20 protein-coding genes and 1 pseudogene are annotated in these 25,874 nt (G+C 73.1%); 15 read left to right on the forward strand and 6 right to left on the reverse strand.

From position 1 onward, the window contains the following. Positions 1-82: 82 nt before the first annotated feature. Together ABT299_RS22030 and ABT299_RS22035 are read right to left on the reverse strand one after the other, a co-directional pair. A complete protein-coding gene (locus ABT299_RS22030) occupies positions 83-1,114 on the reverse strand; it encodes a magnesium transporter CorA family protein (RefSeq protein WP_500251828.1) in 1,032 nt (343 codons plus the stop codon). A gap of 109 nt (positions 1,115-1,223) precedes the next feature. Beyond that, entirely contained in the window at positions 1,224-2,228 is a 1,005-nt protein-coding gene (locus ABT299_RS22035) for a LacI family DNA-binding transcriptional regulator (RefSeq protein WP_500251829.1), read from the reverse strand. Between the two features lie 114 nt (positions 2,229-2,342). On the opposite strand from ABT299_RS22035, the gene ABT299_RS22040 reads away from it, so the two are divergent. Then, the gene (locus ABT299_RS22040) at positions 2,343-3,545 is read left to right on the forward strand and encodes an MFS transporter (RefSeq protein WP_500251830.1); all 1,203 of its coding nucleotides are present in this window, start codon (positions 2,343-2,345) and stop codon (positions 3,543-3,545) included. 25 nt (positions 3,546-3,570) lie between these two features. Here ABT299_RS22040 and ABT299_RS22045 read toward each other — a convergent pair whose 3' ends face one another. Further along, positions 3,571-5,274: a dolichyl-phosphate-mannose--protein mannosyltransferase gene (locus ABT299_RS22045; RefSeq protein ID WP_500251831.1), complete on the reverse strand. Its 1,704-nt coding sequence runs from the start codon at positions 5,272-5,274 to the stop codon at positions 3,571-3,573. 76 nt (positions 5,275-5,350) lie between these two features. Here ABT299_RS22045 and rsmI point away from each other — a divergent pair, with 76 nt between their 5' ends. Then, a complete protein-coding gene (gene rsmI, locus ABT299_RS22050; protein ID WP_500251832.1) occupies positions 5,351-6,190 on the forward strand; it encodes a 16S rRNA (cytidine(1402)-2'-O)-methyltransferase in 840 nt (279 codons plus the stop codon). Between the two features lie 191 nt (positions 6,191-6,381). Continuing rightward, positions 6,382-6,681, forward strand: a complete 300-nt coding sequence (locus tag ABT299_RS22055) for a hypothetical protein (protein ID WP_190854577.1) — start codon at positions 6,382-6,384, stop codon at positions 6,679-6,681. A gap of 97 nt (positions 6,682-6,778) precedes the next feature. Here ABT299_RS22055 and ABT299_RS22060 read toward each other — a convergent pair whose 3' ends face one another. After that, complete coding sequence (locus ABT299_RS22060) at positions 6,779-8,398, reverse strand: glycosyltransferase family protein (RefSeq protein ID WP_500251833.1); 1,620 nt, start codon at positions 8,396-8,398, stop codon at positions 6,779-6,781. A 527-nt stretch (positions 8,399-8,925) separates the two neighbouring features. Here ABT299_RS22060 and ABT299_RS22065 point away from each other — a divergent pair. Both ABT299_RS22065 and ABT299_RS22070 read left to right on the forward strand, forming a co-directional pair. Then, complete coding sequence (locus tag ABT299_RS22065; protein WP_347256606.1) at positions 8,926-10,260, forward strand: glycosyltransferase family 2 protein; 1,335 nt, start codon at positions 8,926-8,928, stop codon at positions 10,258-10,260. Between the two features lie 169 nt (positions 10,261-10,429). Next, positions 10,430-12,214, forward strand: coding sequence for a hypothetical protein (locus tag ABT299_RS22070; protein ID WP_500251834.1), 1,785 nt, complete (start codon positions 10,430-10,432; stop codon positions 12,212-12,214). Positions 12,215-12,232: 18 nt separating this feature from the next. On the opposite strand, the gene ABT299_RS22075 is transcribed toward ABT299_RS22070, so the two are convergent. Further along, positions 12,233-13,843, reverse strand: coding sequence for a glycosyltransferase family 39 protein (locus ABT299_RS22075; RefSeq protein ID WP_500251835.1), 1,611 nt, complete (start codon positions 13,841-13,843; stop codon positions 12,233-12,235). A 196-nt stretch (positions 13,844-14,039) separates the two neighbouring features. On the opposite strand from ABT299_RS22075, the gene metG reads away from it, so the two are divergent. Genes metG through ABT299_RS22090 form a run of 3 tightly spaced genes read left to right on the forward strand, consistent with a single transcriptional unit; the run spans position 14,040 to position 18,396 of the window. Next, positions 14,040-15,842, forward strand: a complete 1,803-nt coding sequence (gene metG / locus ABT299_RS22080; protein ID WP_387023119.1) for a methionine--tRNA ligase — start codon at positions 14,040-14,042, stop codon at positions 15,840-15,842. Further along, a complete protein-coding gene (locus ABT299_RS22085) occupies positions 15,839-16,669 on the forward strand; it encodes a TatD family hydrolase (RefSeq protein WP_500251836.1) in 831 nt (276 codons plus the stop codon). Before metG ends, ABT299_RS22085 begins: the two co-directional genes overlap by 4 nt. 53 nt (positions 16,670-16,722) lie before the next feature. Continuing rightward, a complete protein-coding gene (locus tag ABT299_RS22090; RefSeq protein WP_500251837.1) occupies positions 16,723-18,396 on the forward strand; it encodes an FAD-binding dehydrogenase in 1,674 nt (557 codons plus the stop codon). Positions 18,397-18,424: 28 nt separating this feature from the next. Here the strand turns inward: ABT299_RS22090 and ABT299_RS22095 are convergent, their stop codons facing one another. Next, a complete protein-coding gene (locus tag ABT299_RS22095; protein ID WP_500251838.1) occupies positions 18,425-18,817 on the reverse strand; it encodes a nuclear transport factor 2 family protein in 393 nt (130 codons plus the stop codon). A 688-nt stretch (positions 18,818-19,505) separates the two neighbouring features. Here ABT299_RS22095 and ABT299_RS22100 point away from each other — a divergent pair. The 7 genes and pseudogenes from ABT299_RS22100 to ABT299_RS22130 all read left to right on the forward strand — a co-directional run bounded on the left by ABT299_RS22100 (position 19,506) and on the right by ABT299_RS22130 (position 25,817). After that, the gene (locus ABT299_RS22100; protein ID WP_500251839.1) at positions 19,506-20,204 is read left to right on the forward strand and encodes a resuscitation-promoting factor; all 699 of its coding nucleotides are present in this window, start codon (positions 19,506-19,508) and stop codon (positions 20,202-20,204) included. An 18-nt stretch (positions 20,205-20,222) separates the two neighbouring features. After that, positions 20,223-21,071: pseudogene (gene rsmA / locus ABT299_RS22105) on the forward strand (16S rRNA (adenine(1518)-N(6)/adenine(1519)-N(6))-dimethyltransferase RsmA); the annotation flags it as partial. A gap of 166 nt (positions 21,072-21,237) precedes the next feature. Continuing rightward, positions 21,238-22,446: a glycoside hydrolase family 26 protein gene (locus ABT299_RS22110; protein ID WP_387023111.1), complete on the forward strand. Its 1,209-nt coding sequence runs from the start codon at positions 21,238-21,240 to the stop codon at positions 22,444-22,446. Positions 22,447-22,476: 30 nt separating this feature from the next. Then, the gene (locus ABT299_RS22115; RefSeq protein ID WP_500251866.1) at positions 22,477-23,397 is read left to right on the forward strand and encodes a 4-(cytidine 5'-diphospho)-2-C-methyl-D-erythritol kinase; all 921 of its coding nucleotides are present in this window, start codon (positions 22,477-22,479) and stop codon (positions 23,395-23,397) included. Between the two features lie 137 nt (positions 23,398-23,534). After that, positions 23,535-23,678 carry a hypothetical protein gene (locus ABT299_RS22120; RefSeq protein ID WP_190854563.1) on the forward strand — a complete coding sequence of 48 codons (144 nt, stop codon included), beginning with the start codon at positions 23,535-23,537 and terminating at the stop codon, positions 23,676-23,678. 75 nt (positions 23,679-23,753) lie between these two features. After that, a complete protein-coding gene (locus ABT299_RS22125) occupies positions 23,754-23,999 on the forward strand; it encodes a hypothetical protein (protein ID WP_500251840.1) in 246 nt (81 codons plus the stop codon). 42 nt (positions 24,000-24,041) lie between these two features. Next, positions 24,042-25,817, forward strand: a complete 1,776-nt coding sequence (locus ABT299_RS22130; protein ID WP_387023107.1) for an ABC-F family ATP-binding cassette domain-containing protein — start codon at positions 24,042-24,044, stop codon at positions 25,815-25,817. The last annotated feature ends 57 nt before the right edge of the window (positions 25,818-25,874 follow it).

Below are 25,874 nucleotides of genomic sequence, written 5' to 3' on the forward strand. Positions count from 1 at the left end.
GCAGCCGTGTCCAATATTGATATCCATGGCCCATCGATATCAATTCTGATATTCGCACTGCTCGGCGGCGGTTCCTGCCGGCTCAGAGCCAGTCGCGCAATTTGAAGACGGCGTAGAGCGCGACGCTGCACACCACGATGATGATCGAGCTGACGATGAACCCCGAATGCGTGGAGAACCCCGGATACGGCACGTTCTGCCCGTAGAAGCCGGTGACCGCCGTCGGCACCGCGATGATCGCCGCCCAGCTGGTGACCTTCTTCATCACCTCGTTCATCCGGTTGCCCTGCAGCGCGATCCGGGTGTCCAGCAGGTTCGCGACGAGGTCGCGCAGGCTGTCGGTCCACTCGCCGACGCGGAGCGTGTGGTCGTAGACGTCCTGGAGGTAGGGCGCGAGCGCCGGGGTGATCATCCGCAGGTCGCGGCGGAGCAGCGTGTTCACCACCTCGCGCATCGGCAGCGCGACCCGGCGCAGCGCCACCAGGTTCTTGCGCAGCCGGAAGCTGCGCCGCTGGATCTCCCGCACCTCGAACGCCTCGTCGAAGATCATCGACTCGACCTCGTCGGCCTCGTCGTCCAGCGCCTGCACCGCCTCCAGCTGCAGGTCCACGACCATGTCGAGCAGCCCGTAGAGCAGGTAGCCCGCGCCGGCCGAGGCGATGTCCACGCCCGGGCTCTCGTCCCACCGCTTGATCAGCGCGTCGATGTCGAAGCCGGGGCCCTGCCGGACGGTGACCAGCGCGCGCTCGGCCAGGAACGCCGACACCTCGTACAGCGTCAGCTCGCCGTCCTCGATCCGCGGCACGTAGACGTTCAGGAACGCGTACCCCTCGTAGCGGTCGATCTTGGCCCGCTCGTGCCGGGACACCGCGTCCTCGACCGCCACCGGGTCCAGGCCCAGCTCGTCGCCGATCACCCGCAGGTCGGCGCTCTGCGGCGCGCACAGGTCGACCCACACGACCGTGTCGTCCTCTTCGAGGTAGTCGCTGACCTGCGCGACCGGGAAGTCGCGTTTCTCCAGCGTGCCCCCGCGCCACACGCGGGTGCGTGGCAGGGGGACCTCGTCCCGGTCGCGGGGGGACTGCTCGGCACCGGCTTCGGAGGGATGCGCCATGGGCCCCCTTATACCCGAGTCGCCGGAGGAACACGGAGTGCGGTCGAGATCACAGCGCCCGTCCGAGCGGGGGCAGCCTGACCAGGGCGGGGCCGGGATCGCGGCGTGGTCACAGGGGCGCGCGCGGGGGCGCCGACGAGCCGCGCACCACGAGCCGGCCGGGCAGCACCCGGGGCGCCGGACGGCCGCCGTCCAGGAGGTCCAGCAGCGCGGTCATGCCCTGGGCGCCCATCTCCTCGGCTGGCAGCCGGACCGTCGTCAGCTCCGGCTCCAGCGCGGTCGCCAGCAGCACGTCGTCGAACCCGGTGACCGACAGCTCGCCCGGCACGTCCAGCCCGAGCGCGCGCGCCGCCTTGTAGGCGCCCGCGGCGATCAGGTCGTCGTCGCAGACCAGCGCGGTCGGCGGATCGGGGCGGGCGAGCAGCCGCTGCGCCGCGTCCCGCGCCGAGGCGACGTCGATCGCGCACGCCGACCGGGCCAGCTCGCCGCCGGGCAGCGCCGCGACCTCGGCCGCGAGCACCTCGGCGCGGGCCCGGAACGTCCACTGGTCGACGCCCGCCGCGACATGCCCGAACCGGCGGTGCCCGAGCCCGGCCAGGTGCCGGGCGATCGCGCGCATCCCGGCGGCCACCCCGAAGTCGACGGTCGGGACGTCGGCGTCCGGTCCGCTGTCGAGCAGCACCGCGGGCGTCCCGTGGAACCGCTCCAGCGCCACCGCGGGCATCGACGATGCCAGCACCCCGTCGATCGCCTCGTGCGGCGCGGGGAACGGGCTCTCGGCCGGGCCGTCCGCGTCGTCCGGCCAGGTCGACACCACCACCCCGAACCCGTGCCGCGCCGCGACCCGCGCCGCGCCGGTGTAGACGGGGCCGAAGAACGGCGCGGTGAGCGTCGGCACCATCAGCAGGACGGTCCGGGTGGTGCCGAGCCGCAGGTTCCGCGCGGCCTGGTTCGGCCGGTAGCCGAGCCGCTCGGCGGCGACCCGGACGCTGCGCGCGGTGGCGGGGGAGACGCGGCCGCTCCACTTGCCGCCCAGGACCAGCGACACCGTGGACTGCGAGACCCCGGCCTCCTGGGCGACGTCCTTACTGGTGGGACGGCCTGCCACCGGCACCTGGGCCTCCCTCGGGGACGTCGGACACGAAAAACAGACTAGAGCCGGACACTCGGGAAGTGGTACGTATGACCCACGGGGTAATACGTATGACGGCCATGACGGGGGCACAGAATGCGGGGCTATGTCGTCTTCCTGAGGCGGCCGCACGCGGCGCGGCTGCTCGGCGGGACGCTGTTCGGCCGACTGCCGAACGGGATGGGCGCGCTCGCCGTCGTCCTGCACGTGCGCGCCGACGGCGGCGGCTACCCGCTCGCCGGCACCCTCGCCGCCGTCCTCGGCCTGGCGATGGCCGCCGGCCAGCCCGTCCTCGGCCGCGCCATGGACCGCTACGGGCAGCCGCGCGTCCTGCTGCCCGCCGCCTGCCTCTCCGCCGCCGGGTTCACGCTGCTCGCGGCCGTCGGCGCGCGCCCGCTGCCCCTCGCCGTCGCCGCCGTCGTCCTCGCCGGGTTCGCGACGCCGCCGCTGGAGGCCGGGCTCCGGGCGCTGTGGCCCGATGTCCTCGACGGCCCAGAGCAGGTCGACGCCGCCTACGCGCTCGACGCCGCCGCCCAGGAGATCCTCTTCTCCGTCGGGCCGCTCCTCGTCGTCGCCGCGGCCGCGGCCAGCACCGAGACCGCGCTCGTCCTCACCGGCCTCGTCGGCATCGCCGGGACCCTCGTCGTCGCGCTGTCCGGGCCGTCGCGCCGCTGGACGGGCAAGCCGCGCGCCGCCGACTGGGCCGGGCCGCTGCGCTCGACCGGGCTGCGCGTCCTGCTGGCCTCCCTCGCCTGCGCCGGCATCGCGCTCGGCGTGTACGCGGTCGCCGTCGTCGCCTACGCCGAACGCCTCGACAGCGGCATCGCCTCCGGGCTGCTCCTCGCCTGCATGGCCGCCGGCGCGCTCACCGGCGGCATCGTCTACGGCGCGCGGCCGTGGTCCGGCGAGCCGCACCGGCGGCTGCCGTGGCTGCTCGCCGCGCTCGCCGCCGGGTACGTGCCGCTCGTCCTCGCGCCCGGCCTGCCCGTGATGTCGGTGCTGGCGTTCGCCAGCGGCGTGTTCCTCGCACCCGTGCTGGCCTGCAGCTTCACCCTCGTCGACCGGCTCGCGCCGAGCGGCACCGTCACCGAGGCGTTCGCGTGGGTCGTCGCTGCGGTCGGCGCGGGCGGCGCCGCCGGCTCCGCGGTCGCCGGGTTCGGCGAGAAGCTCGCCGGGGTGCCGGGCGCGTTCGCCGGCGCCGGGATGGGCGGCGTCCTCGCCCTCACCCTGTGCCTGCTCGGCGCCCGGACGCTGCGCCCCGCCGCCGCCCGGCCCGTCCCGGCCGAGGTCCTCTCCTAGGGACGCCCCCGGGCCGGGCCGCGCGTCAGATCCAGGACTTGAACCAGATCCGGGCGTGCCAGTCGTCGTAGGTCAGCGTCTGCGCCGCCAGGATCGGATAGAAGTAGGCGAAGTTCGCCAGCACCACCAGCAGGAACGCGCCCGCGGCGGCCGCGCCGACGAGGCGCCGCACCCCCGGCGGCACCGGCGACGGCACCGACGCCGGGACCGGCGCGACCCGCGCGCCGCTCGGCCCGTGCAGATCGTCGGGGAACGCGTCCTCCTCGTAGGCCGGCCGCGCGCCGTCCTCCGCAGGCCGCCCGGACGCCGCCGCGTGCGCGCCCACCAGCCCGGACGCCGGTCCAATCAGATAGCCGAGCACCAGCACGACCGCCAGCACCATGAACGGGATCAGCGGCGTCGCGTAGAACAGGAACATCGTCCGGTCGCGGAACGCCGACGGGAACCAGGTCAGCCAGCCCGCGAGGAACCCGAGCACGATCGCCCCGGCCCGCCAGTCGCGCAGGACCAGCCAGATGAACAGCACCACGATCAGCGCGGCCAGCGCCCCCCACCACAGCGCGGGCGTCCCGATCCCGAGGATCTCCCGCGAGCACCGCGGCGCCCCGCACGACTTCGGCTCGGTGTAGAAGAACGCCACCGGGCGCCGCAGGACCGGCCAGTCCCACGGCCACGACTGGTACGGGTGCTTGGCGTCCAGGTTGTTGTGGAAGTCCAGCATCTGCCGGTGGTAGTCCCACAGGCGCGGCATCGCCTCGAACGGCCGCCACCACCAGTGGCTCGACGCGTGGCCGCGCCCCCATCCGCCCGGCTTGAAGATCCAGCCCGACCAGGTCGCCAGGTAGGAGACCAGCGCCACCACCACGATCTGGACGAACGCCGGCCCCGCGTCCAGCAGCAGCGTCCCGGCGATCGGTTCCCGCACCCCGGCCGCGCGCCGCGCGCCGTAGTCCCAGAGCACCACCATCAGCCCGAACGCGGCGACGTAGAACACGCCCGTCCACTTGGTGGCGCACGCCAGGCCGAGGCAGACCCCCGCGCCCCAGCGCCACCCGTGCGCCAGGAACGGCCCGTACGCCGACGTCCGGCCCGCCTCGATCTTGTCGGCGAGGCTCCACCGGGACCGGTCCCGGTCGTTCACCAGGCACGCGAACCCGGCCAGGACCCAGAACATCACGAAGATGTCCAGCAGCGCGGCGCGGCTCGTCACGAACTCCAGGCCGTCCAGCGCCAGCAGCAGCCCGGCGGCGCAGCCGAGCAGCGTGGAGCCGGTCATCCGGCGGGCCACCCGGCACAGGATCAGCACCGACAGGGTGCCGACCAGCGCGGGCACGAACCGCCAGCCGAACGGGGTCGCGCCGAACGCCCACTCGCCCATCGCGATCATCCACTTGCCGAACGGCGGGTGCGCGACGAACGACGGCCCCTGCCCCCAGATGTTCGCGTGCGGGTCCGCGATCAGCAGCTTGTCGGCGTTGTCGACGGTGTTGTGCTCCCAGCCGAACTTCAGCAGGGCCAGCGCGTCCTTGGCGTAGTAGGTCTCGTCGAAGACCACGGCCTTCGGCTGCCCGAGCCGGTAGAAGCGCAGGAAGCCCGCGAACAGCGTCACCAGCAGCGGGCCCAGCCAGCCCGCCAGGACGCCGCCCGGGACCGCGGGGGCGAGCCACTCGCGGGGGGAGGGCGGCCGCCACCGGGACGCGTTCGCCGGAGCCAGATCCGTCGTCGCCATCTCGCAATCGTAAAGCCGACTCCCGGCCGCCCGGCCCGGTCCCGGCGCGCGGCGCCCCTGGGAGGATGGGACCGTGATGGGGACTTTGCTGCTGGCGGCGGCGCCGATCGGGCAGGCCGGGGACGCGTCGGTGCGGCTGCGGGACGCGCTGGCGGCCGCGCCGGTGATCGCCGCAGAGGACACCCGGCGGCTGCGCCGGCTCGCCGCCGACCTCGGCGTCGAGCTCGTCGGGCGCGTCGTGTCGTACTACGACCAGAACGAGAGCGCGCGCGCCGAAGAGCTGCTGGAGGACCTGCTCGCCGGACGGGACGTCCTGGTGATCACCGACGCGGGGATGCCGGGCGTGTCCGACCCGGGGTACCGGCTGGTGCGCGCCGCGGTGGAGCGGGACGTGCCGGTCTCGGTGCTGCCCGGGCCGTCCGCCGTCACCACCGCGCTGGTCGTGTCGGGGCTGCCGACGGACCGGTTCTGCTTCGAGGGCTTCCCGCCGCGCAAGAAGGGCGAGCAGGCGCGGCGGCTGGAGGCCCTCGCCGCCGAGCCCCGCACCATGGTGTTCTTCGAGTCGCCGCGCCGGCTGGCGGACACGCTGCGCGCCATGGCGGCGGCGTTCGGGGCGGACCGTCCGGCCGCCGTCTGCCGGGAGCTGACCAAGACCTACGAGGAGGTCCGCCGCGGCGGCCTCGCCGAGCTGGCCGGATGGGCCGCGGAGCGGGACGTGCGCGGCGAGATCACCGTGGTCGTGGGCGGCGCGCCGAAGCCCGCCGGGCTGTCCGATCCGGCCGACCTGGTCGCCGCCGTCGCCGCCCGGGAGGCCGCCGGAACCCCGCGCAACCAGGCGATCCGGGAGATCTCCAAGGAGAACGGCGTACCACGCGGAACCGTCTACGACGCTGTCGTCGCCGCCAGGAAACAGTGACCCCGTACGGAACGATCCAAAGGCTGATTTCGGGGGAATAGCTCCTTCGGTGGCCCGCGCTGGACCACTAGAGGACCGGCGGAGCCACCATGCTTTGTGGGACCCCGCGGCTCAGAGCCCGGCGCGAGCCGGGCAGACGGCACGAGATGCCGCCGGTAGCGCGAGATGGCGTCACCGAGGGGGTGAGGGCCATGCAGGATGCATGGTCGAGCCGTGAGGCATGGGTCTACGAATGCCTGTGCTGCGAGACGACCTGGGACGAGGTTCTCGAGGTCCGTCATGTCGGCGATGGGCACGGCAACGAGGCCGTCATCTATGAGCGGAACGGCCAGCCGTGCACGACGCCGTGGACGGACTCCCTGTGCCCGAAGTGCCAGAGCCGGAACGTCAAGGCGTGGGCGGCGTCCCGCAAGGCCGGGGAGATGCCCCCGGTCCGCGACGGGAGCGACGTGGCGATGGTGTTCCACCTCCGCCGCATCCACGCCTGGTGACCGGGAGCGGCCACGACCGGCCCCTCGGGCCCGGCGCTGACCGCCGGCCGCGAGATGGTTGACCGCTGGTTGACCGCCGGCGGGTCCCGGAGGGCCGTCAGCCGGCGGTGACCTCCGGGACCTTCCGCCCGACGGGCTCGGACGGGACGTCCAGCGACCGGGCCGGGCCCGGACGCCCGCGCAGCCGCCGCCACCAGCCGTCCAGCCGGTGCCGGACCTCCGGCGTGAACGCCATCCCGGCGGCCAGCGCGGCCAGCGGGACGGCCGGCAGCACGTACCGGTAGTCGAACTCGGCGGTCGCGGCGGGCGCGAGCAGCAGCCCGGTCGCCAGCGTCCACGGCAGCAGCGCCTCGCCGCCGAACCGCCGCCACAGCGCGACCATGCCGCCGAGCCCGAGCAGCAGCACGCCGCCGAGCATCGTCCCGCGCAGGTAGACCGCGTCCTGGTAGCCGCGCATGACGCCGCCGAACGGCTCGATCACGCGGGTGCGGGCGTCGCCGTGCTCGTACGCCCGGGCCTCGCCGGACGCGGTCGAGTCGGCGTCCATCCGCCAGTCGGGCAGCGCGTTGCCCTTCGTGCCGAACTCGTACTGCGAGTAGGTCGCCTTGTCCGGGAAGACCGTCCGGTTCCAGCGGAACACGCGGAAGAAGTCGTGAGCGACGACCTTCAGGTAGTCGCCGGGCTGGGCGAGGATGGCGCGCTTGGCGAAATCGTTGCTGGCCGCGTTGTTCTCCGGGCTGAACCGGGTCCCCGGGAAGCGGTTCAGCGGCGAGGCCGCGTTCCAGATGCCGTCCTGGGAGTTCGGCAGCCGGTTCGCCGGCTCGGTGCACAGCGGGTACTCGCTGACCGGCAGCCCGTGCATCTTGTGGCAGTCGGCGAACTTGTAGGCCCGCGCGTACAGGAAGATCCCGTTGCTCTCGGTGATCGCGAACTTGCCGCTGTCCACCTTGTACCAGGTCATGTAGGACAGCACCGGCAGCGCGCACGCCGCCGCTGTGATCGCCATCGTCCGCCAGCCCATGCGCCGGATGAGCATGTACGCCAGCACGCCGAGCAGCACCGGCGCGCCGACCGACCGGGTCAGCCAGGAGAACCCGACGATCAGCCCGATCGCCAGCGCGATCCTCCAGCACGGCCGGTCGTGCCACAGCAGCAGCGTCACCGCGACCATCACCAGGAAGGTGAACGTCGTGTCGGACAGGACGAGGTGCTCGAGCTGGATCTGGTAGGCGTCGAACAGCACCGGCACCGTGGCGAGAGATGCGCCCCAGCCGGGCAGCCCGAACTTGCGGCGCAGCAGCGCGTAGATCATCACGCCCATGCCCAGGCCCATGAGGTGCTGGACGGCGGCGACCAGCGCGAAGCTGTGGAACGGCTTCAGCGCCCACAGCAGGAACGAGTAGCCGTCGGGCCGCAGCGGGTGCGGGTACAGCCCCATCGCCACGTGCAGGTAGTCGAAGCTGTCGTTGAAGAACATCGCCGGCTGGTAGCCGACCATCGCGACCACCCGCAGCAGCGCCGCTGTGGCAATGATCACACTGAAGATCGGGTGCCGCCGGATCCGCGCCCACGTCCCGCCGGCGCGCCCGCCGAGCCACGAGCCGATCCCGCGCAGGGACGGCACTCGGGCCGACGCGCGCGGGAAGGCGGCGGTCGCGCCCCCTGGAGCGTCGCCGGCGTCGCCGGGCGGCGCGCCGTCGTTCGCCCGTTCCTTCATGTCCCCATTCGCGGCGCCATTTCCGACGTCGCCGGAGGGTGCCTCCGCGGCCGCCGGGGAACCGTTCTCCGGTTCCGGTCCGCCGGGCGTGTCGCGGGCCGTTCCCGGCCCCTCCGCGACGGCCCCGGTATCCGCCGTGACCTGGGAGGTCTCCGCCGTGCCCGCGTCCGCCGCGGCCCCCTTCAGCTCGGCACCGCGCGGCGATTCGACAGCCACTCCGGCACCTCCCCTCCGCCGCTCTGTCCTCGGACCTGTGGCACTGCGTCCTCCGCCGCGCGTCACAGTCGACCCACCCTTTCCGGGCCGCCATACCCGTATGCTTGACGTCCTAGCCTGCCGCCCGGTTCGCGGCGGAGAGGGTTTTTCGGTTGCAAGTAGGCAACACGATACGGGTGCTCTTATGGAGAGCGGCCACCATCACCCGTCCACGGCAGGCATCATGAACGACGACGGGCCGCCGGGCGGATACACCATGAGACCAGACAACCGCACCGCCAACGGTCACCAGGGGTAACGAAGGAGATCGCGTGGAACTCTCCGTAGTGATGCCATGCCTGAACGAGGCCGAAACGGTCGAGACCTGTGTCCGCAAGACGATCGGCTTCTTCGAGGACAGCGGTATCGACGGCGAGGTCGTCATCGCCGACAACGGCAGCACGGACGGCAGCCAGCAGCTCGCCCGGGACGCCGGGGCGCGCGTCGTGCCGGTGGTCGACAAGGGCTACGGCAACGCGCTGATGGGCGGGATCCGGGCCGCGCGCGGCAAGTACGTGGCGATGGGCGACGCCGACGACTCCTACGACTTCACCACCCTCGGCCCGTTCCTGGACGAGCTGCGCGACGGCGCCGACCTCGTCATGGGCAACCGGTTCAAGGGCGGCATCGCGCCCGGCGCCATGCCGCCGCTGCATCGCTACCTGGGCAACCCGGTGCTCAGTTTCGTCGGCCGGCTGTTCTTCGGCAGCAAGATCGGCGACTTCCACTGCGGGCTGCGCGCGTTCGACCGGGACGCGATCCTGCGGCTCGGCCTGCAGACCGGCGGCATGGAGTTCGCCAGCGAGATGGTCGTCAAGGCGACCCTGCAGAAGTACGACATCCGCGAGGTCCCGACGACGCTCTCGCCGGACGGCCGGACCCGCGCCCCGCACCTGAACACCTGGCGGGACGGCTGGCGGCACCTGCGGTTCCTCATGCTGTACAGCCCGCGCTGGCTGTTCCTCATCCCCGGCCTGGTCTTCATGACCCTCGGCCTGCTGGCCGGCATCGCGATCTCCGCCGGGCCGGTGCGGATCGGCGCGATCGCCTTCGACGTCGACACCCTCGTCGGCGCGTCCGCCGCGCTGGTGATCGGCTTCCAGGCGGTGCTGTTCGCGCTGCTCACCAAGGTGTACGCGATGCAGGAGGGATTCCTGCCGCACGACCGCCGGGTGCAGAGGCTCATCGACTGGTGGAGCCTGGAGCGCGGCCTGCTGACCGGCGGGCTGCTGGCCATCGCGGGCCTCGCCGGCCTCGTCGCCTCGCTGCTGCACTGGCGGGGGCACAGCTTCGGCGAGCTGGACCCGCGCGACTCGCTGCGCATCGTCGTGCCGGCCGCGACCGCGCTGGTCATGAGCTTCCAGGTGATGTTCGCGTCGCTGTTCGTCAGCATCCTCGGCATCCGCCGCCGCCAGCACCCGCCGCTCACCGACCCGGCCGAGGAGGCCGCGGGCGTGGTGGACGCCGCCGCGCACAAGGTCGCCGGCGAGCGCCAGACCGCGGCCGCCGAAGCGGACGCCGCCTCCGAGGACGCGGAGAAGGCCGCCGCGGACGCCGCCGGCCCCGCCGAGGTGGCCGAGGCCGCCGGGACGCCGGACGAGCACTGACCGGCCTCCGAACCCCCGCGGTTCCGGCGCGGTGACGGAGCGTGGCCGAACCCGAGAACTTGCTGAGGGTTTCCCGGCCGGAAACGTCCGTCCGTCCGGCGCTGTGACAGGCTGAGACGAACATGGATCTTCGTTCCCTGACCGCGCGCGGCCGGCGGACCGGGCGGCCGTGAGCACCGAGGCCGCGCCGCCGGTCCTGTCCCGCCCGCCCGCCGCGCCCCCCGCCGGACGGGACGCTCCGGCATCGATGCCGCGGCGCCGCTGGGTGCTGCTGTTCGTCCTCGGCTGGGCGGTGCAGGCCGCGGTGCGGCTGTGGCTCGCGTCCGGGCAGACGATGCCGGTGGCGACGCCGGACGAGTCGGGGTACCTGTTCGCCGCACGGGTCCTGACCGGCGGTCCCGACGCCGACATGTCGTACGGGACGGTGTACCGCGGCGGCTACCCGCTGCTGCTGACGCCGGTTCTGTGGATCGCGCACGACCCGGTGAGCGTGTACCGGGGTGCGCTCGTCGTCAACGCCCTGATCAGCGCGCTGATGATGCCGCTGGCCTACCTGATGCTGCGGGCGTTCCAGGTGCGCCGGCGCTGGTCGTACCTGTTCGCGCACGTCACGGCGCTGCTGCCGGGCGTGCTGTTCTTCTCCGAGTTCGCGCTGACGGACGCGGTCCTGCCGGTGGTCGTGGTGGGCTGGCTGCTGTTCGTCCACACCTGGCTGCACGCCGGGCGCTCGCCCGCCGGGGAGACGCCGCGGGTCGCGCTGTACGGGGCGGGCGCGTCGCTGCTCGTCGCGTTCGCCTACACCTCGCACACGCGCGGGACGATCCTGCTGGGCGTCCACGCGGTGCTGCTGGCGGCTGCCCTGGTGTTCCGGTGGCGGCCCTGGCGGGGCGTCGCGGTGCAGGCCCTCGTCCTCGCCGCCGCGGTCGGCGCGGGGACGCTGCTGAACCGTTCGCTGCTGCCGCACATGTACCCGTCCGGCGACAACGACCTGAGCGGGAACCTCGTCCGTCGCGTCACCACGCAGGACGGCTGGGCCTGGATGCTGTCGCTCGGCACCGGCCAGATCTGGTATCAGGCCGTCGCGACGGGCGGGATCGCGGCGATCGGCCTCATCACGGTCGCGTTCGTCGCCGCCCGGCGCGGCACGCCGCTGCGGCAGCGGACGCTGGCGCTCGGCGTCCTCGCGATCGTGGCGGGGATCGCGTTCGCGACGTCCGCGGCGCTCCCGGACGAGTACCGGATCGGCAACTACGTCTACGGCCGCTACCTGGCGTGCATCACCCCGGTCCTGTTCATGGTGGGGATCGCGGTGCTGCTGCGGGCGTCGCGGCGGACGCTGGCGCTCGTGGCGGGCTCGGCCGCCGTGCTGACGCTCCTGGCGGCGTGCGTGGTCCAGTGGTACGCGGGCGACCGGCTGACCCGGTACACGTTCACGTCGTACGACTTCCCGGAGACGTCGTTCCTCACCTGGGACTGGAAGTCGTTCGAGCTGTGGCACGCCACCGTCGCGGGGCTCGCGCTGCTCGGCCTCGCGGTCGCGGCGGTGCTGCTGCGCCGCCGCGGCCCGGCGCTCCTCGCCGGGCTCCTCGCCGCGGTGACGCTGGCGATGTCGGTCACCGCCACGGAGCGGATCGCCCAGCCGCTGGTCGACGCCGAGATCGCGCACACCGACCTGCGGGGCATCCCGGGCCTGCGCGACACCCGGTCGGTGGCGATCGACTGGAACGTCCCGTGGACGATCCGCCTGTCGCAGTACTACTGGGCCTGGTGGAGCGACGGCAGCGTCTTCAACGCCCAGACGACCCCGGCGCCGCGGGACGCGGACATGGTCATCATGTGGTGGCCCAAGAACGTCCCGGCGGAGCGGTCCTGGCCGCACGGCGCGCCCTCCGGCTGGAAGGTCGTCGACAGCCGCCGCACCGTCGAGGGCGACTGGGTCGCCTGGACCCGCTAGCGCCCCCCCCCGGGGCCGTCAGCCGGTGGCGCCGGGCGGCGGGTTCCACAGCTGAAGGACGCCGTCGGACGACCGCCACATCAGCCGCCAGCCCTTCGCGGGATCCGGCTTCCAGCCGGCGGCGATCTGCGACTCCTGGCCGCGCCAGTGCGTGTACAGCATCGGCCCTTGGAGGGCGTCGAGCGGCAGTTGCGGCACGTAGTGCGGGAAGTCGCGGATCTCGCCGTGCCAGATCGGCTCGCCCCACATGTCCCGCGTGTAGAACGTCAGGGTCTGCGCGAGGCGCCGGTCGGCGCAGATCAGCCGTAGATCCTGGTGCTGGCCCAGGTAGATCCGCAGCTGGTTCCACGCCTTGTCGCGCGGGAGTTCGGGGACGGCCGTCACGGCGGCCCACACGTACGCGCCGCCGAGCGCCACCGCCGCGACCGGGACGACGAGGGTCCGCAGCCGCAGCCGCGCGACCAGGCCGTCCGGGATCATCCTGAACATCAGGATCAGCGACCCGAACCCGCCCGCGAGCAGCGCGGGCAGCACCGCGAACCAGTACCGCTGGAGCCAGGCGCGCAGCGAGATGCTGTGCGGGTCGAGGACGCCGGAGAAGACCGTCAGCGGGACGGCGAGGGTGAAGAACCACACCAGCACCAGCGCGAGCCGCCGGTCGCGGGTGACCGCGAACCCGACGATCGTCAGCGCCAGCGCCGCGACGAAGATCGTGCCGAGCGGGTTCCAGTCGTGCATCGCGCGCAGGAACGACCGCGCCGCCAGCCCGCGCGTGACGTAGTCGCGGGACTCGCCGCCGTGCTCGGCCGCCGAGATCAGCCCGGCGAGCGGGTTGCCCCACACGATCTGGTTGTGGACGAAGTTGAACGCCAGCACGACCACCATCGGCGCGCCGACCGTGACGTTGCGCCGCCACGGGATCCGCAGCAGCGCCAGGTAGGCGGGGATCGCGAGGAACAGGAACGCGAGGAACTCCCGGACGAGGAACGAGCAGCCGAGCAGGAGCCCCGCCGCCAGCAGGAACCTCGTCTGGACGCGTCCCGTCCGGCGGCCCGCCACGACCAGCGCCGCCATCCCGATCGCGAACAGCCCGGCGCCCGGCATGTCGGGCAGCATCACCCCGGTCGACCAGGTGATCTCGTGGCCGTACGGGTTGGTCATCGTGAAGAACGGGTGGACCAGCAGGACCCCGGCCGACAGCAGGCCCGCGACGTCCCCGAACAGCGCCCGCACCACCAGGTACGTGCCGACGAAGAACGCGATCCCGCCGAGCGCGGCGATCACGAAGTAGGCGGCCTGGCCGGGGCCGAGGACGTCCTGGACGAGCCGCGCGGGCAGCACCAGCCCGATCCGCGTCACCTGGTGCGGGACCTCGTCGAACGGGAAGACGCCGAGCGGGATGTCGGGCCAGTCGCGGGCCGCGAGCCACACGTAGTACGGGTCGAAGTACAGCGGCGGGGTCATCAGCACCCACTGCGCGGCCACGGCGCAGGCCCCGACGAGCAGCGCCAGCCACCACACGCGGCGGGTCCGGCGGATCCGGGCGATCAGCCGCCGGGGCGCCCCGCCCGCCCGTCCGGTGGTCGGTTCCTGCGTGACGGCCGGCTGGTCGGCCGTGGTCTGCGGCATGGCTGGCTTCTGCCCCTGGCTGGACGACGGGCTGGACTGCGCTGGGCGCCGGACCAGGCTACTCGCGTGCCGGACCCGCCGTAGTCGGCCGTACCGGATCTGCAGCAACCTTCCAGCCGGCGTCCCGCTCCCGGAGTTATCCACAGCCGGCGATATCCGTGCGGTTCAAGGGGGCGGCGCGACTACCCTTGATTCCATGTCCTCGTCAAGCCGACACATCCTGACCGCGCCCGCCTGGCCGTACGCCAACGGGCCCCGTCACATCGGGCACGTCTCCGGTTTCGCGCTGCCCGCCGACATGTTCAGCCGCTACCAGCGGATGGCGGGCAACGAGGTCCTGATGGTCAGCGGCACCGACGAGCACGGCACGCCGATCCAGGTGCAGGCCGACAAGGAGGGCGTGACCGCCCGCGAGCTGGCCGACCGCTACAACGGCGTGATCGCCGAGGACCTGCACGGCCTCGGCATGACCTACGACCTGTTCACCCGGACGACCACGCTGAACCACTACGCGATCGTCCAGGAGATCTTCAAGGGCCTCTACGACAACGGCTACATCTTCCCCACCACCACGATGGGCGCGATCTCGCCGTCCACCGGCCGGACGCTGCCGGACCGCTACATCGAGGGCACCTGCCCCATCTGCGGGTACGACGGCGCGCGCGGCGACCAGTGCGACAACTGCGGCAACCAGCTCGACCCGGTCGACCTGATCAACCCGGTGTCGCGGATCAACGGCGAGAAGCCGAAGTTCGTCGAGACCGAGCACTTCATGCTCGACCTGCCCGCCTTCACCGACGTGCTCGGCCGGTACCTGCGCGGCAAGCAGAGCGGGTCGCTGGCGTGGCGGCCGAACGTGGTGAAGTTCGCGCTGAACCTGCTGGACGACATCCAGCCGCGGGCGATCAGCCGCGACATCGACTGGGGCGTGCCGATCCCGCTGGACGGCTGGCGCGAGAACCCGGCGAAGAAGCTGTACGTCTGGTTCGACGCGGTCGTCGGCTACCTGTCGGCGTCCGTGGAGTGGGCGAAGCGCTCGGGCGACCCGGACGCGTGGCGCGCCTGGTGGCAGGACCCGGACGCCCTGTCCTACTACTTCATGGGCAAGGACAACATCGTCTTCCACGCCGAGATCTGGCCGGCGATGCTGCTCGGCTACAGCGGCCGGGGCGACAAGGGCGGCGAGCCCGGCTCGCTGGGCGCGCTGAACACCCCGACCGAGGTCGTGTCGTCGGAGTACCTGACGATGGAGGGCCGCAAGTTCTCCTCGTCCCGCCAGGTCGTCATCTACGTCAAGGACTTCCTGGAGCGCTACGACGTCGACGCGCTGCGCTACTACGTCGCCGTCGCCGGCCCGGAGAACAACGACACCGACTTCACCTGGTCGGAGTTCGTCCGCCGCAACAACGACGAGCTGGTCGCCGCGTGGGGCAACCTCGTCAACCGGTCGGTGAACATGGCCGCGAAGAACTTCGGCGCGATCCCCGAGCCGGGCGACCTCAACGACGCCGACCGCGCCCTGATGGAGCGCAGCCGGAACGGGTTCGCGGCGGTGGGCGCCGAGCTGGAGCGGTCGCGCTTCAAGAACGCGATCACCGAGGCGCTCGACGTCGTCCGGGACGCCAACCGCTACCTGTCGGACCAGGCGCCCTGGAAGCTGAAGGACGACCCGGCCCGCGTCCAGTCGATCCTGCACACCGCGCTGCAGGTCGTCGACGACGCCAAGACGCTGCTGACCCCGTTCCTGCCGAACTCCTCGCAGAAGGTGTACGAGCTGCTCGGCGGCGAGGGCGAGTGGAGCGGCATGCCGCGGCTGGAGACGGTCTCGGAAGAGGGCGGCCCCGACTACCGGGTCCTCACCGGCGACTACGCCACCGCGGCGCGCTGGGAGTCCACGCCGATCAAGCCGGGGGTCCCGCTGGCCAAGCCGACCCCGCTGTTCAAGAAGCTCGACGCGTCCGTGGTGGACGAGGAGCTCGCGCGGCTGGAGGCGGAGTGAGCCCGGCGGACGGCCAGGGCGGCGAGGCCGCCCGGTCGTTCCCGCCGCTGCCCGAGCGGCTCCCGGTCGACGTGTTCGACAGCCACTGCCACCTCGACATCGTCGACACGCCGGTCAGCGAGCAGCTGCACTCGGCGAAGGCGGCGGGCGTCACCCGGATCGTGACGATCGGCTGCGACCTGCCGTCGTCGCGGTTCGCGGTCGACGCCGCTGCCGAGTTCGACGACGTCTACGCGGGCGTCGCGATCCACCCGAACGAGACGACGGGCATCAACGACGACGTCCTGCACGACATCGAGGCGATGGCCGCGCACCCGAAGGTGCGGGCGATCGGCGAGACGGGCCTGGACTACTACCGCGACTGGGCGCCGAAGACCGACCAGCACGCGTCGTTCCGCGCCCACGTCGCGATCGCCAAGCGCACCGGAAAGGCCCTGGTCATCCACGACCGCGAGGCCCATGACGACGTGCTGGCGATCCTCCAGGAGGAGGGTGCGCCGGAGCGGGTGGTGTTCCACTGCTTCTCCGGCGACGCCGCCATGGCGAAGGTCTGCGCCGACCGCGGCTACGTGATGAGCTTCGCCGGGAACGTCACGTTCAAGAACGCCGAGCCGCTGCGCGAGGCGCTGCGCGTCGCGCCCCTCGACCTCGTCCTCGTCGAGACCGACGCGCCGTTCCTCACCCCGGTCCCGAACCGGGGCAAGCCGAACGCGTCGTACCTCATCCCGCACACCGTCCGCGCGATGGCCGAGGTCAAGAACGTCGACCTCGCCGAGCTGTGCGCCGCCATCGCCGCCAACGGCGAACGCACCTTCGGCGGCTGGTAGCCGGAGGTGCGGGCCTCCTCTCCCCGGGCATAGGCCGGGGGAGGGGAGGCGGCATGGACGCGGACGTCATCGTCGTCGGGGCGGGGCTGGCCGGGCTGGTCGCCGCGCACGAGCTGACCGCGCGCGGACGCCGCGTGGCGCTGGTCGAGCAGGAGAACGCCGCGAACCTCGGCGGGCAGGCGTACTGGTCGCTCGGCGGCCTGTTCCTGGTGGACACCCCGGAGCAGCGCCGGCTCCGCGTCCGGGACTCCTTCGACCTGGCCTGGAGCGACTGGCAGGGCAGCGCCGGCTTCGACCGCCTCGACGACGAGGACGCCTGGGCGGTGCGGTGGGCGCGCGCCTACGTGGAGTGGGCCGCCGGGGAGAAGCGGGCGTGGCTGGCGTCCCACGGCGTCCGCCTGACCCCGGTGGTCGGCTGGGCGGAGCGCGGCGACCTCCGCGCCGACGGCCACGGCAACTCCGTGCCGCGCTTCCACATCGCGTGGGGGACGGGCACCGGCATCGTCGCGCCGTTCGTCCGCAGCGCCCGCCGCGCCGCCGACGAGGGCCTGCTGACCTTCCACCACCGCCACCGCGTGGACGGCCTGGTCCTGGCCGACGGCGCCGTGACCGGAGTGCACGGCGCCGTCCTCGCCGACGACGACTCCCCGCGCGGCGTCGCGTCCAACCGCGAGGAGACCGGGGCGTTCGAGCTGTCGGCGCAGGCGGTGATCGTCACCAGCGGCGGCATCGGCGGGAACCACGAGATGGTGCGCCGCTACTGGCCCGACCGCCTCGGCACCGCACCCGCGCACATGATCACCGGCGTGCCGGCCTACGTGGACGGGCGGATGCTCGACATCAGCGCCGCCGCCGGCGTCCGCCTCGTCAACCGCGACCGGATGTGGCACTACACCGAGGGCGTCCGCAACTGGGACCCGATCTGGCCCGGCCACGCCATCAGGATCCTGCCGGGCCCGTCGCCGCTGTGGTTCGACGCCCTGGGACGGCGCCTCCCGGCCCCCTGCCTCCCCGGCTACGACACCTTGGCCACCCTCAGGCACCTCCGCGCCACCCCCGACATCGCCGCCTACGACCACTCCTGGTTCGTCCTCACCCAGAAGATCATCGAGCGGGAGTTCGCGCTGTCGGGCTCGGAGCAGAACCCCGACCTCACCAGCGGCGACCGGAGGGCGGTGCTGCGCGAACGCGTCCTTTCCAAGGGCGCGCCCGCCCCGGTCGAGGCGTTCAAGCGGCACGGCGCGGACTTCGTCGTCGCCCCCACCCTGGAGCAACTGGTGGACGGGATGAACGCCCTCACCGACGAGCCGCTCTTGGACGCCGCGCTGCTGCGGAGCCAGATCGAGGCCCGGGACCGGCAGATCGCCAACCCGTTCGGCAAGGACGCGCAGGTCCAGGGCATCCGGAACTCGCGCCGCTACCTCGGCGATCGGCTCAGCCGCACCGCCGTCCCGCACCGCGTCCTCGACCCGTCCGCCGGCCCGCTGATCGGCGTGAAGTTGCACGTCCTCACCCGCAAGACGCTGGGCGGCATCCAGACCGACCTGGACTCCCGCGCCCTCGGCCTCGACGGCCGCCCCATCGACGGCCTGTACGCGGCGGGGGAGGTCGCGGGGTTCGGCGGCGGAGGGGTGCACGGCTACAACGCCCTGGAAGGCACCTTCCTGGGCGGCTGCCTCTTCACCGCCCGAGCCGCAGCCCAAGCCGCCGCCCAAGCAACCGCCTGACTTCCGTCGAGAGGCGGCACCGGCCGCGCTATGGGCGGTCGGGGATCGGGCCGGCGAGGGACGCGCGCGAGGAAGGCGGCTCGAAGGGGTCGGCGAAGTACTGGGTCTCGTGCGTCACCAGACCGTCAGTGAACTCCATGATGCTCACCGAACAGGTGGGCGCACCGTCATAGGTGATCACGCACTCGCTCACCCAGAGGTCCCCGCCGCCCTGGATCCGCACGACGGTGAAGTGGCGTTCGGCGGCGTGCCCGCCGCGTTGCGCCTGGATGTTCGACCTGCCCCGGAAGCGCTCCCCGGACTGGGGGTAGTCGAGGATCGCGTCCGGCGCGTAGATCGCGTGCTCGGCTTCGATGTCCCCGCGCTCGGAGGCCTCCCAGTGCTCCCGCAGCCTGGCCCGGGTCTCGGCGTCACGATCCATCGTCCTGCTCACTTTCGCTGCTAACGGCCGACCGTTCACGCAAGGACCTTCACGGTAGAACCGTGAGAGGCGCGGACGGGGGCGGCACTCCGGACGGGCCGGTAGGCGATCGTCCGTAAGTCCAGCCCGCAGCGGCCCGAGCGTTGCGATCGCGTGCGAAGCCGGATTCGAGCCTGCGAGAATCCGATCGCGCAGCGAGCCCCCAGGGCGAGTCGAAGCGATGCAGCGATCGCCGCTTTGTTCGTTGAAGGAAGGCGCCCCAGCGCCTGACGCCGAGAACAAAGCATTAAGGACGGTGCGGACGGCCGGGCTCTGGCCGTCCGCACCGGCCCCCTGGCCTCTTCGCGGGCTTCCGCGCCCTGGACACCCGCGTTCGGCGTGGGCTCCCTTCTCTTCGAGGTGGACTCTCGATTACAGAAAGTAGTCAAGCGGTGACTCTGTGAACATGGCCGTTCGGGTTCGCTTCCCCTTACCCGAGGGGGAGCGGGGGCGCATGTGGGCGTTGAGGTGGCGGGCGGCGGGCGTTCCGCTCTAGTGTCTGGCCGTTGGGCGGGCGACCCCCCAGGCCCGCTCGGCTCCCCCTGGAGGAACGGTGCGTCGAGCCCCTGCGACTTCTGCTGTCCTGATCGCGACGGTCCTGCTGGCGTCGGCGTGCGGAGGCGGCGAATCGCCGAGTCCGCGGTCGACCGTGCGTGCGGCGGACGCGCCGAAGACGTCCGCGCCGGCGCCGCGCAAGGTCGTCATCGTCGTGGACAGGAAGAAGACGACGACGATGACGACCGGGACGACCGTCCAGCAGGTGCTGGACCAGGCGGGCGTGAAGCTCGGCCGCTACGACCTGGTGAAGCCCGCGCGCGAGCAGCCCGCCGGGGAAATCATCAAGGTGCTGCGGCTGCTGTCGAAGCCGGTCACGAAGACGGTCCAGGTGCCGGCGCCCACGATCGAGAAGAAGAGCGCGTCGGTGCCGCCCTGGTCGCAGAAGGAGCTGCGCAAGGGCCGGGCCGGCGTCACGATCGTGCAGACGGCGTACGTGCGGCGCAAGGGGAAGAAGGTCAAGGCGGTCATCGCACGGAAGGTGAAGCGCAAGCCGGTCGCGCGGATCGTGGCGGTCGGCCCGAAGTCGGCGGGCACGGGCGCGGCTGCGAGGCTGAACTGGGCGGGCCTGGCCAACTGCGAGTCGCACGGCAACCCGAAGGCGGTGAACCCGTCCGGCTACTACGGCCTGTACCAGTTCTCGATCTCGTCGTGGGCGTCCGTCGGCGGGTCGGGCAAGCCGTCGGACGCGAGCGCGGGGGAGCAGACCTACCGGGCGCAGCTGCTCTACAACCGGGTGAACGGGCGCTGGCAGGGGCAGTGGCCGGTATGCGGGAAGTTCCTGTTCTCCTGACCTGCCACACTTGTTCTCGTGGGGGACAGACAGGGGCTGCTCGGGCCGGCGGACGTGCGGGAGCTGGCGGCGCGGCTGGGCATCAGGCCGACCAAGACGCTCGGGCAGAACTTCGTCATCGACGCCAACACCGTCCGGCGGATCGTGCGGGCCGCGGACCTGGGCCCGGACGACGTGGTCATCGAGGTCGGGCCGGGGCTGGGGTCGCTGACGCTGGCGCTGCTGCCGGAGGCGCGGCGGGTGGTCGCGGTGGAGATCGACCCGGTGCTGGCGGCGGAGCTTCCCTCGACGGCGGCGGCGCGGGAGCCGGCGCTCGCGGACCGGCTGGAGGTCGTGCGCGCCGACGCGATGAAGATCACAGAGCTGCCGGGGCCGGCGCCGACGGCGCTGGTGGCGAACCTGCCGTACAACGTGGCGGTGCCGGTCGTCCTGCATCTGCTGGACGTGCTGCCGTCGCTGCGGTCGGCGCTGGTCATGGTGCAGGCGGAGGTCGCCGACCGGATGGTGGCCGGGCCGGGGAGCAAGATCTACGGGGTGCCGTCGGTGAAGCTCGCCTGGTACGGGGAGGCGCGCCGCGCCGGGCCCGTGGGCCGGGCGGTGTTCTGGCCGGTGCCGAACGTCGATTCCGGGCTGGTCGCGTTCACCCGGCGCGACCCGCCGGCGTCCGCGGCGTCCCGCGAGCAGGTGTTCGCCGTGGTGGACGCGGCGTTCGCGCAGCGCCGCAAGACGCTGCGGGCGGCGCTGGCGGGCTGGGCGGGGTCGGCGGCGGAGGCGGAGCGGGCGCTGCGCGCGGCGGGCGTCGATCCGCGGGCGCGGGGCGAAGCTCTGGACGTGGCCGCCTTCGCCCGTATTGCCGAGTATGGTCCTTCCATCGTGGGGGACGGCGCTCCCGGCGCCCCGGCGGCTTCCGCCGGGCCCGGCACGGACCCCGGCACGGCGGGTTCTCACGGGGCTTCACACGGGACGGGCGCCGGTGCGAGCGGCTCCGGCGGGACGGACGCCGGAGCGATGGACACGGAGGAGTCGGAGGGCGATGGTGAAGGCGCGTTCGCGGACGGCGCGGGCGGGGACCGAGCGGGCCCGGACGGCGCGCGCCTTCCGGCCCGGCGGGGCGCGGGGGGCCCGGCTGCCGCTGGCGGCGACGGCGCTGGTGGCGGCGGGCGGCCTGGTCGCGACGGTGGCGGCGGGGTGCAGTGACGGAGCCGGCGCGGCCCCGAAGATAACGACGACCGCGCGGGCGGGCATCGCCCCGACGCCGCCGGCGCAGGGCGCCTACTTCGGCGCGTGGGTGCCGCCCGCCGTGGGCGGAGCGGCGACCAGGTCGCCGTCGTCGACGGCGTCGGGCACCGCGTCCGAGTCGCCGTCCGGCACCGCGTCCGGCGGCCCGTCGGGCGCCGCGTCGAGCGGCCCGACCGGGAAGGACGCCGACAAGCCGGGCATGGCGCCCGTCGCCGCGTTCGAGCGGGACATGGGACGGCAGCTGGACATCGTCCAGAGCTACCGGGGCTGGAAGTCCGACTTCCCGACCGGGCTGGACACCTCGGTGGTCGACAGCAACCGGTACCTGCTGCTGACCTGGGCGGGCGCCGACACCAAGGAGATCGTCCAGGGCAAGTACGACGCGCTGATCCGCGCCCGCGCGAAGGCGATCAAGGCGACCGGCAAGCCGGTGTTCCTGCGCTGGTCCCGCGACATGGACCGGTCGTCGCTCAAGGACCGGGTGCACTCGCCGGCGGACTTCATCGCCGCGTGGAAGCACCTGCGGCAGATCTTCACGGCGGAGAAGGTCGACAACGTCGCCTGGGTGTGGTGCCCGAGCGCGCGCGGGTTCGGCGCGCCGAACGCGGGCGCCTTCTACCCCGGCGACGACCAGGTCGACTGGATCTGCGCGGACGCGCCGCCCGGCGCCGACTACGAGTACCGGGACCTGTCGGAGACGCTGAAGCTGTTCATGCAGTGGGCCAGGAACCGGCACAAGCCCATCATGATCGCCGAGTTCGGGGTGCCGAAGTCCTACGGGCAGCGGCGCGCCGAGTGGCTGCGCGCCGCCACCAAGACCCTGGAGGACCCGCAGGTCAAGGCCGTCGTCTACTTCGACTCCGACGAGCAGATCGAGGAACCCCGGGACAAGCGGCGCGCGTACTCGGTGACGGGCGACACGCACGCGGTGTCGGCGCTGCGGGAGCTGGCGACCACGCCGTACTTCAATCCCCGCAACCTCCCCGTGACGAGCGGAGGCTGATCTCTCCCGTAGGGTTCTGGAGTGAGCGCAGTGAGGGTACGCGTCCCCGCAAAGGTCAACCTTCAGCTCGGGGTCGGGCCGATCCGGGAGGACGGCTACCACGACCTCGTGAACGTGTTCCACGCGGTGTCGCTGTTCGACGAGCTGACCGCGGAACCGGCCGACGGCCTCGAACTCGCCGTCGAGGCCGCGCCGTACTCCCGGGTGGCGATCGGCCGGGTCCCGGCCGACGCCCGGAACCTGGCGGCGCGGGCGGCGGTGCTGGTCGCGTCCCGGCTCGGTGTGGAGCCCCGGGTGCGGCTGCGGATCCGCAAGGCGATCCCGGTCGCGGGCGGCATGGCGGGCGGCAGCGCCGACGCGGCCGCCGCGCTGGTCGCGTGCGCGCGGCTGTGGGACGACCGGGAGCGGCCGGCGCTGACGCGGGACGACCTGATGGAGATGGGCGCCGAGCTCGGCAGCGACGTGCCGTTCGCGCTGCTCGGCGGGACCGCGATCGGCGTGGGGCGGGGCGAGCGGCTCACCCCGGCGCTGACCCGCGGCACCTTCCACTGGGTGTTCGCGGCGGCGGACGGCGGCCTGTCGACGCCCGAGGTCTACGCCGAGTGCGACCGGCTGCGGGAGGCGGCGGGGGAGAGCGCCCCGCGGCCGTCCGTCGCGGAGGACCTGATGACGGCGCTCGCGACCGGTGACGCGAAGGCGCTCGGCGCCGCGCTCGCCAACGACCTGCAGCCCGCCGCGCTGGAGCTGCGGCCGTCGCTGGCCCGCACCCTGAACGCCGGGCGGGACCTCGGCGCGATCGGCGCGCTGGTGTCCGGGTCGGGCCCGACCTGCGCGTTCCTCGCCGAGACCGACGAGGACGCCGCCGACCTCGCCGCGGCGCTGGACGGCGCGGGGGTGGCCGAGCAGGTCGTCCGGGCGCAGGGCCCGGTGCCCGGCGCGACCGTGCTCTGACCCCCGGCGGGGCGGCGGCGCGTCCTCGCCGGGACGTGCCGGTAGCTTCACGGTGTGTGCTCTCGGCACACAAGCGAACTCCGCGCGCCTCGGCGGCGTCCTGATCAATGACGCCGATTCCGCGACGAGGTGGAGCGATGACGTACCTGACGGGGCTGCTGGGGCTGGTGGCCGTCCTGATGATGGCGACTCTCGCCGTCCGGGCCGTCCGCCGCGACCGCGCGATCCGCCGCGACGCCCCCGACGCGGCGATCTCCTCCCGCCGTCCCCCGCTACGCTGAGGCCAGGCGGGCGCTCCGGCGCGCCACGCGTGCCCGCACGCGCCCGCGCCGCGTCCCCCGAACTCAGGAAGCCGTATGGCCGCCCTCTCGCTGCTGATCGTCCTGGCCCTCCTCGTGCTCGCCGGCCTGGCCGTGCTGGTCGTCGTGATCGTCTCCGTGAGCGCCCGGAAGCGCGGCTCGGACTCGGCGTACCGCCCGCCCGGCGCCCCGTATCCGCCGAACGCCCCGTACCCGCCGAACCCGCAGTTCCCGCCGCAGCCGCCCTATGGGCAGCCGGGGCGGCCGGGGCCGCAGGGCCCGCCCGCCCCGCCCCAGGGCTGACCGCACGGGCGGTGCGCACGGGGCAATAGGCTGGACGGCGTCGTGAATCTGATCAACGTTGAGAACGTCGCGAAGGCGTACGGGCCGAAGCCGCTGCTGGACGCGGTGTCCCTCGGGCTGGACGAGGGCGACCGGGTCGGGGTCGTCGGCCGCAACGGCGGCGGCAAGAGCACGCTGGTGCAGGTCCTGGCGCGCGAGGTCGAGCCGGACGCGGGCCGCGTCACGCACGCGCGTGGCCTGCGCCTCGGGTACCTGACGCAGCGGGACGTGTTCCCGGAGGGCGCCACCGTCCGGTCGGTGGTGCTGGGGGACCGCGCCGAGCACGAGTGGGCGGGCGACACCCGGGCCCGCGACGTCCTCGGCGGGCTGCTCGCCGACGTCGACCTGGACGCGCCGCTGGCCGGGATGTCCGGCGGGGAGCGGCGCCGGATCGCGCTGGCACGGCTGCTCGTCCCCGAGTCGGACCTGCTGATGCTGGACGAGCCGACCAACCACCTCGACATCGAGGCGATCGCGTGGCTGGCGCGGCACCTGAAGGACCGCCGGGTCGCGCTGCTCATCGTCACGCACGACCGCTGGTTCCTCGACGAGGTCACCGACCGCACGTGGGAGGTCGTGGACGGCCGCGTCGAGCGGTACGAGGGCGGCTACTCCGCCTACGTGCTGGCGAAGGCGGAGCGGTCCCGGATCGCGGCGGCGACGGAGGCCAAGCGGCAGAACCTGCTGCGCAAGGAGCTGGCGTGGCTGCGGCGCGGCCCGCAGGCCCGCACGTCCAAGCCGAAGTTCCGGGTGGACGCGGCGCAGGCGCTGATCGCCGACGAGCCGCCGCTGCGCGACGCGGTGGAGCTGACGAAGTTCGCGACGGCGCGGCTCGGCAAGACCGTGTACGACATCGAGGACGTCACCGTGCGGGTCGGCGACGACGGCCGGGACATCTTCGAGCGGATGACGTGGCGGCTCGGCCCCGGTGACCGGGTGGGGCTCGTCGGCGTCAACGGCAGCGGCAAGAGCACGCTGCTGCGGCTGCTGGACGGCTCGGTCACGCCGGTGTCGGGCAAGGTCGTGCGGGGCAGGACCGTGCAGCTCGCGCACCTGTCGCAGAACCTGGAGGAGCTGGACCCGTCCCGGCGGGTGCTGGAGTCGGTGGAGGAGATCCGCCGCCGCATCACGGTCGGGAAGCGGGAGTGGACGGCGAGCCAGCTGCTGGAGCGGCTCGGGTTCGCCGGGGACCGGCAGTGGACGCCCGTCGGCGACCTGTCGGGCGGTGAGCGGCGCCGCCTGCAGGTGCTGCGGCTGCTGATGGGCGAGCCGAACGTGCTGCTGCTCGACGAGCCGACGAACGACCTCGACATCGAGACGCTCACCGAGCTGGAGGACCTGCTGGACGGCTGGCCCGGCACCCTCGTCGTCGTCAGCCACGACCGGTACTTCCTGGAGCGCATCACCGACCACGTGGTGGCGCTGCTCGGCGACGGGCGGGTGTCGATGCTGCCCGGCGGGGTCGACGAGTACCTGGAGCGCCGCGCCGCCGGAACGGCCCGGACCCGGACGGCCCAGGCGCGCGCGCAGGAGGCGCCCGCCGCCGCGCCGCCGAAGCCGAAGGGCGGGCAGGACTGGAAGGTCCGCAAGGAGCTGGACCGGCTCGAACGCCGCCTGGAGAAGCTGTCCGGCCAGGAGGCGGAGCTGCACGAGCAGCTGGCCGCGCACGCCACCGACTTCGTCAGGCTCCAGGAGCTGGACGGGCGGCTGAAGGAGATCCAGGCGGAGGCGGCCCGGGTCGAGGAGGAGTGGCTGATGCTCGCCGAGGACGTCGACTGAGACCTCGGATCGTCCGGACCCCTGGTGCTCGGCGTCCGGAATCGCCATGATCCGACA

The organism is Spirillospora sp. NPDC000708, assembly GCF_040299565.1.
Lineage (GTDB): Bacteria > Actinomycetota > Actinomycetes > Streptosporangiales > Streptosporangiaceae > Spirillospora.

Coding starts and splice junctions, on each gene's coding strand:
- ABT299_RS22030 (WP_500251828.1), bottom strand. CDS start 1,114: ATGGCGCATCCCTCCGAAGCCGGTGCCGAGCAGTCCCCCCGCGACCGG.
- ABT299_RS22040 (WP_500251830.1), top strand. CDS start 2,343: ATGCGGGGCTATGTCGTCTTCCTGAGGCGGCCGCACGCGGCGCGGCTG.
- ABT299_RS22045 (WP_500251831.1), bottom strand. CDS start 5,274: ATGGCGACGACGGATCTGGCTCCGGCGAACGCGTCCCGGTGGCGGCCG.
- rsmI (WP_500251832.1), top strand. CDS start 5,351: ATGGGGACTTTGCTGCTGGCGGCGGCGCCGATCGGGCAGGCCGGGGAC.
- ABT299_RS22055 (WP_190854577.1), top strand. CDS start 6,382: ATGCAGGATGCATGGTCGAGCCGTGAGGCATGGGTCTACGAATGCCTG.
- ABT299_RS22060 (WP_500251833.1), bottom strand. CDS start 8,398: ATGAAGGAACGGGCGAACGACGGCGCGCCGCCCGGCGACGCCGGCGAC.
- ABT299_RS22075 (WP_500251835.1), bottom strand. CDS start 13,843: ATGCCGCAGACCACGGCCGACCAGCCGGCCGTCACGCAGGAACCGACC.
- metG (WP_387023119.1), top strand. CDS start 14,040: ATGTCCTCGTCAAGCCGACACATCCTGACCGCGCCCGCCTGGCCGTAC.
- ABT299_RS22090 (WP_500251837.1), top strand. CDS start 16,723: ATGGACGCGGACGTCATCGTCGTCGGGGCGGGGCTGGCCGGGCTGGTC.
- ABT299_RS22095 (WP_500251838.1), bottom strand. CDS start 18,817: ATGGATCGTGACGCCGAGACCCGGGCCAGGCTGCGGGAGCACTGGGAG.
- ABT299_RS22110 (WP_387023111.1), top strand. CDS start 21,238: ATGGTGAAGGCGCGTTCGCGGACGGCGCGGGCGGGGACCGAGCGGGCC.
- ABT299_RS22120 (WP_190854563.1), top strand. CDS start 23,535: ATGACGTACCTGACGGGGCTGCTGGGGCTGGTGGCCGTCCTGATGATG.
- ABT299_RS22125 (WP_500251840.1), top strand. CDS start 23,754: ATGGCCGCCCTCTCGCTGCTGATCGTCCTGGCCCTCCTCGTGCTCGCC.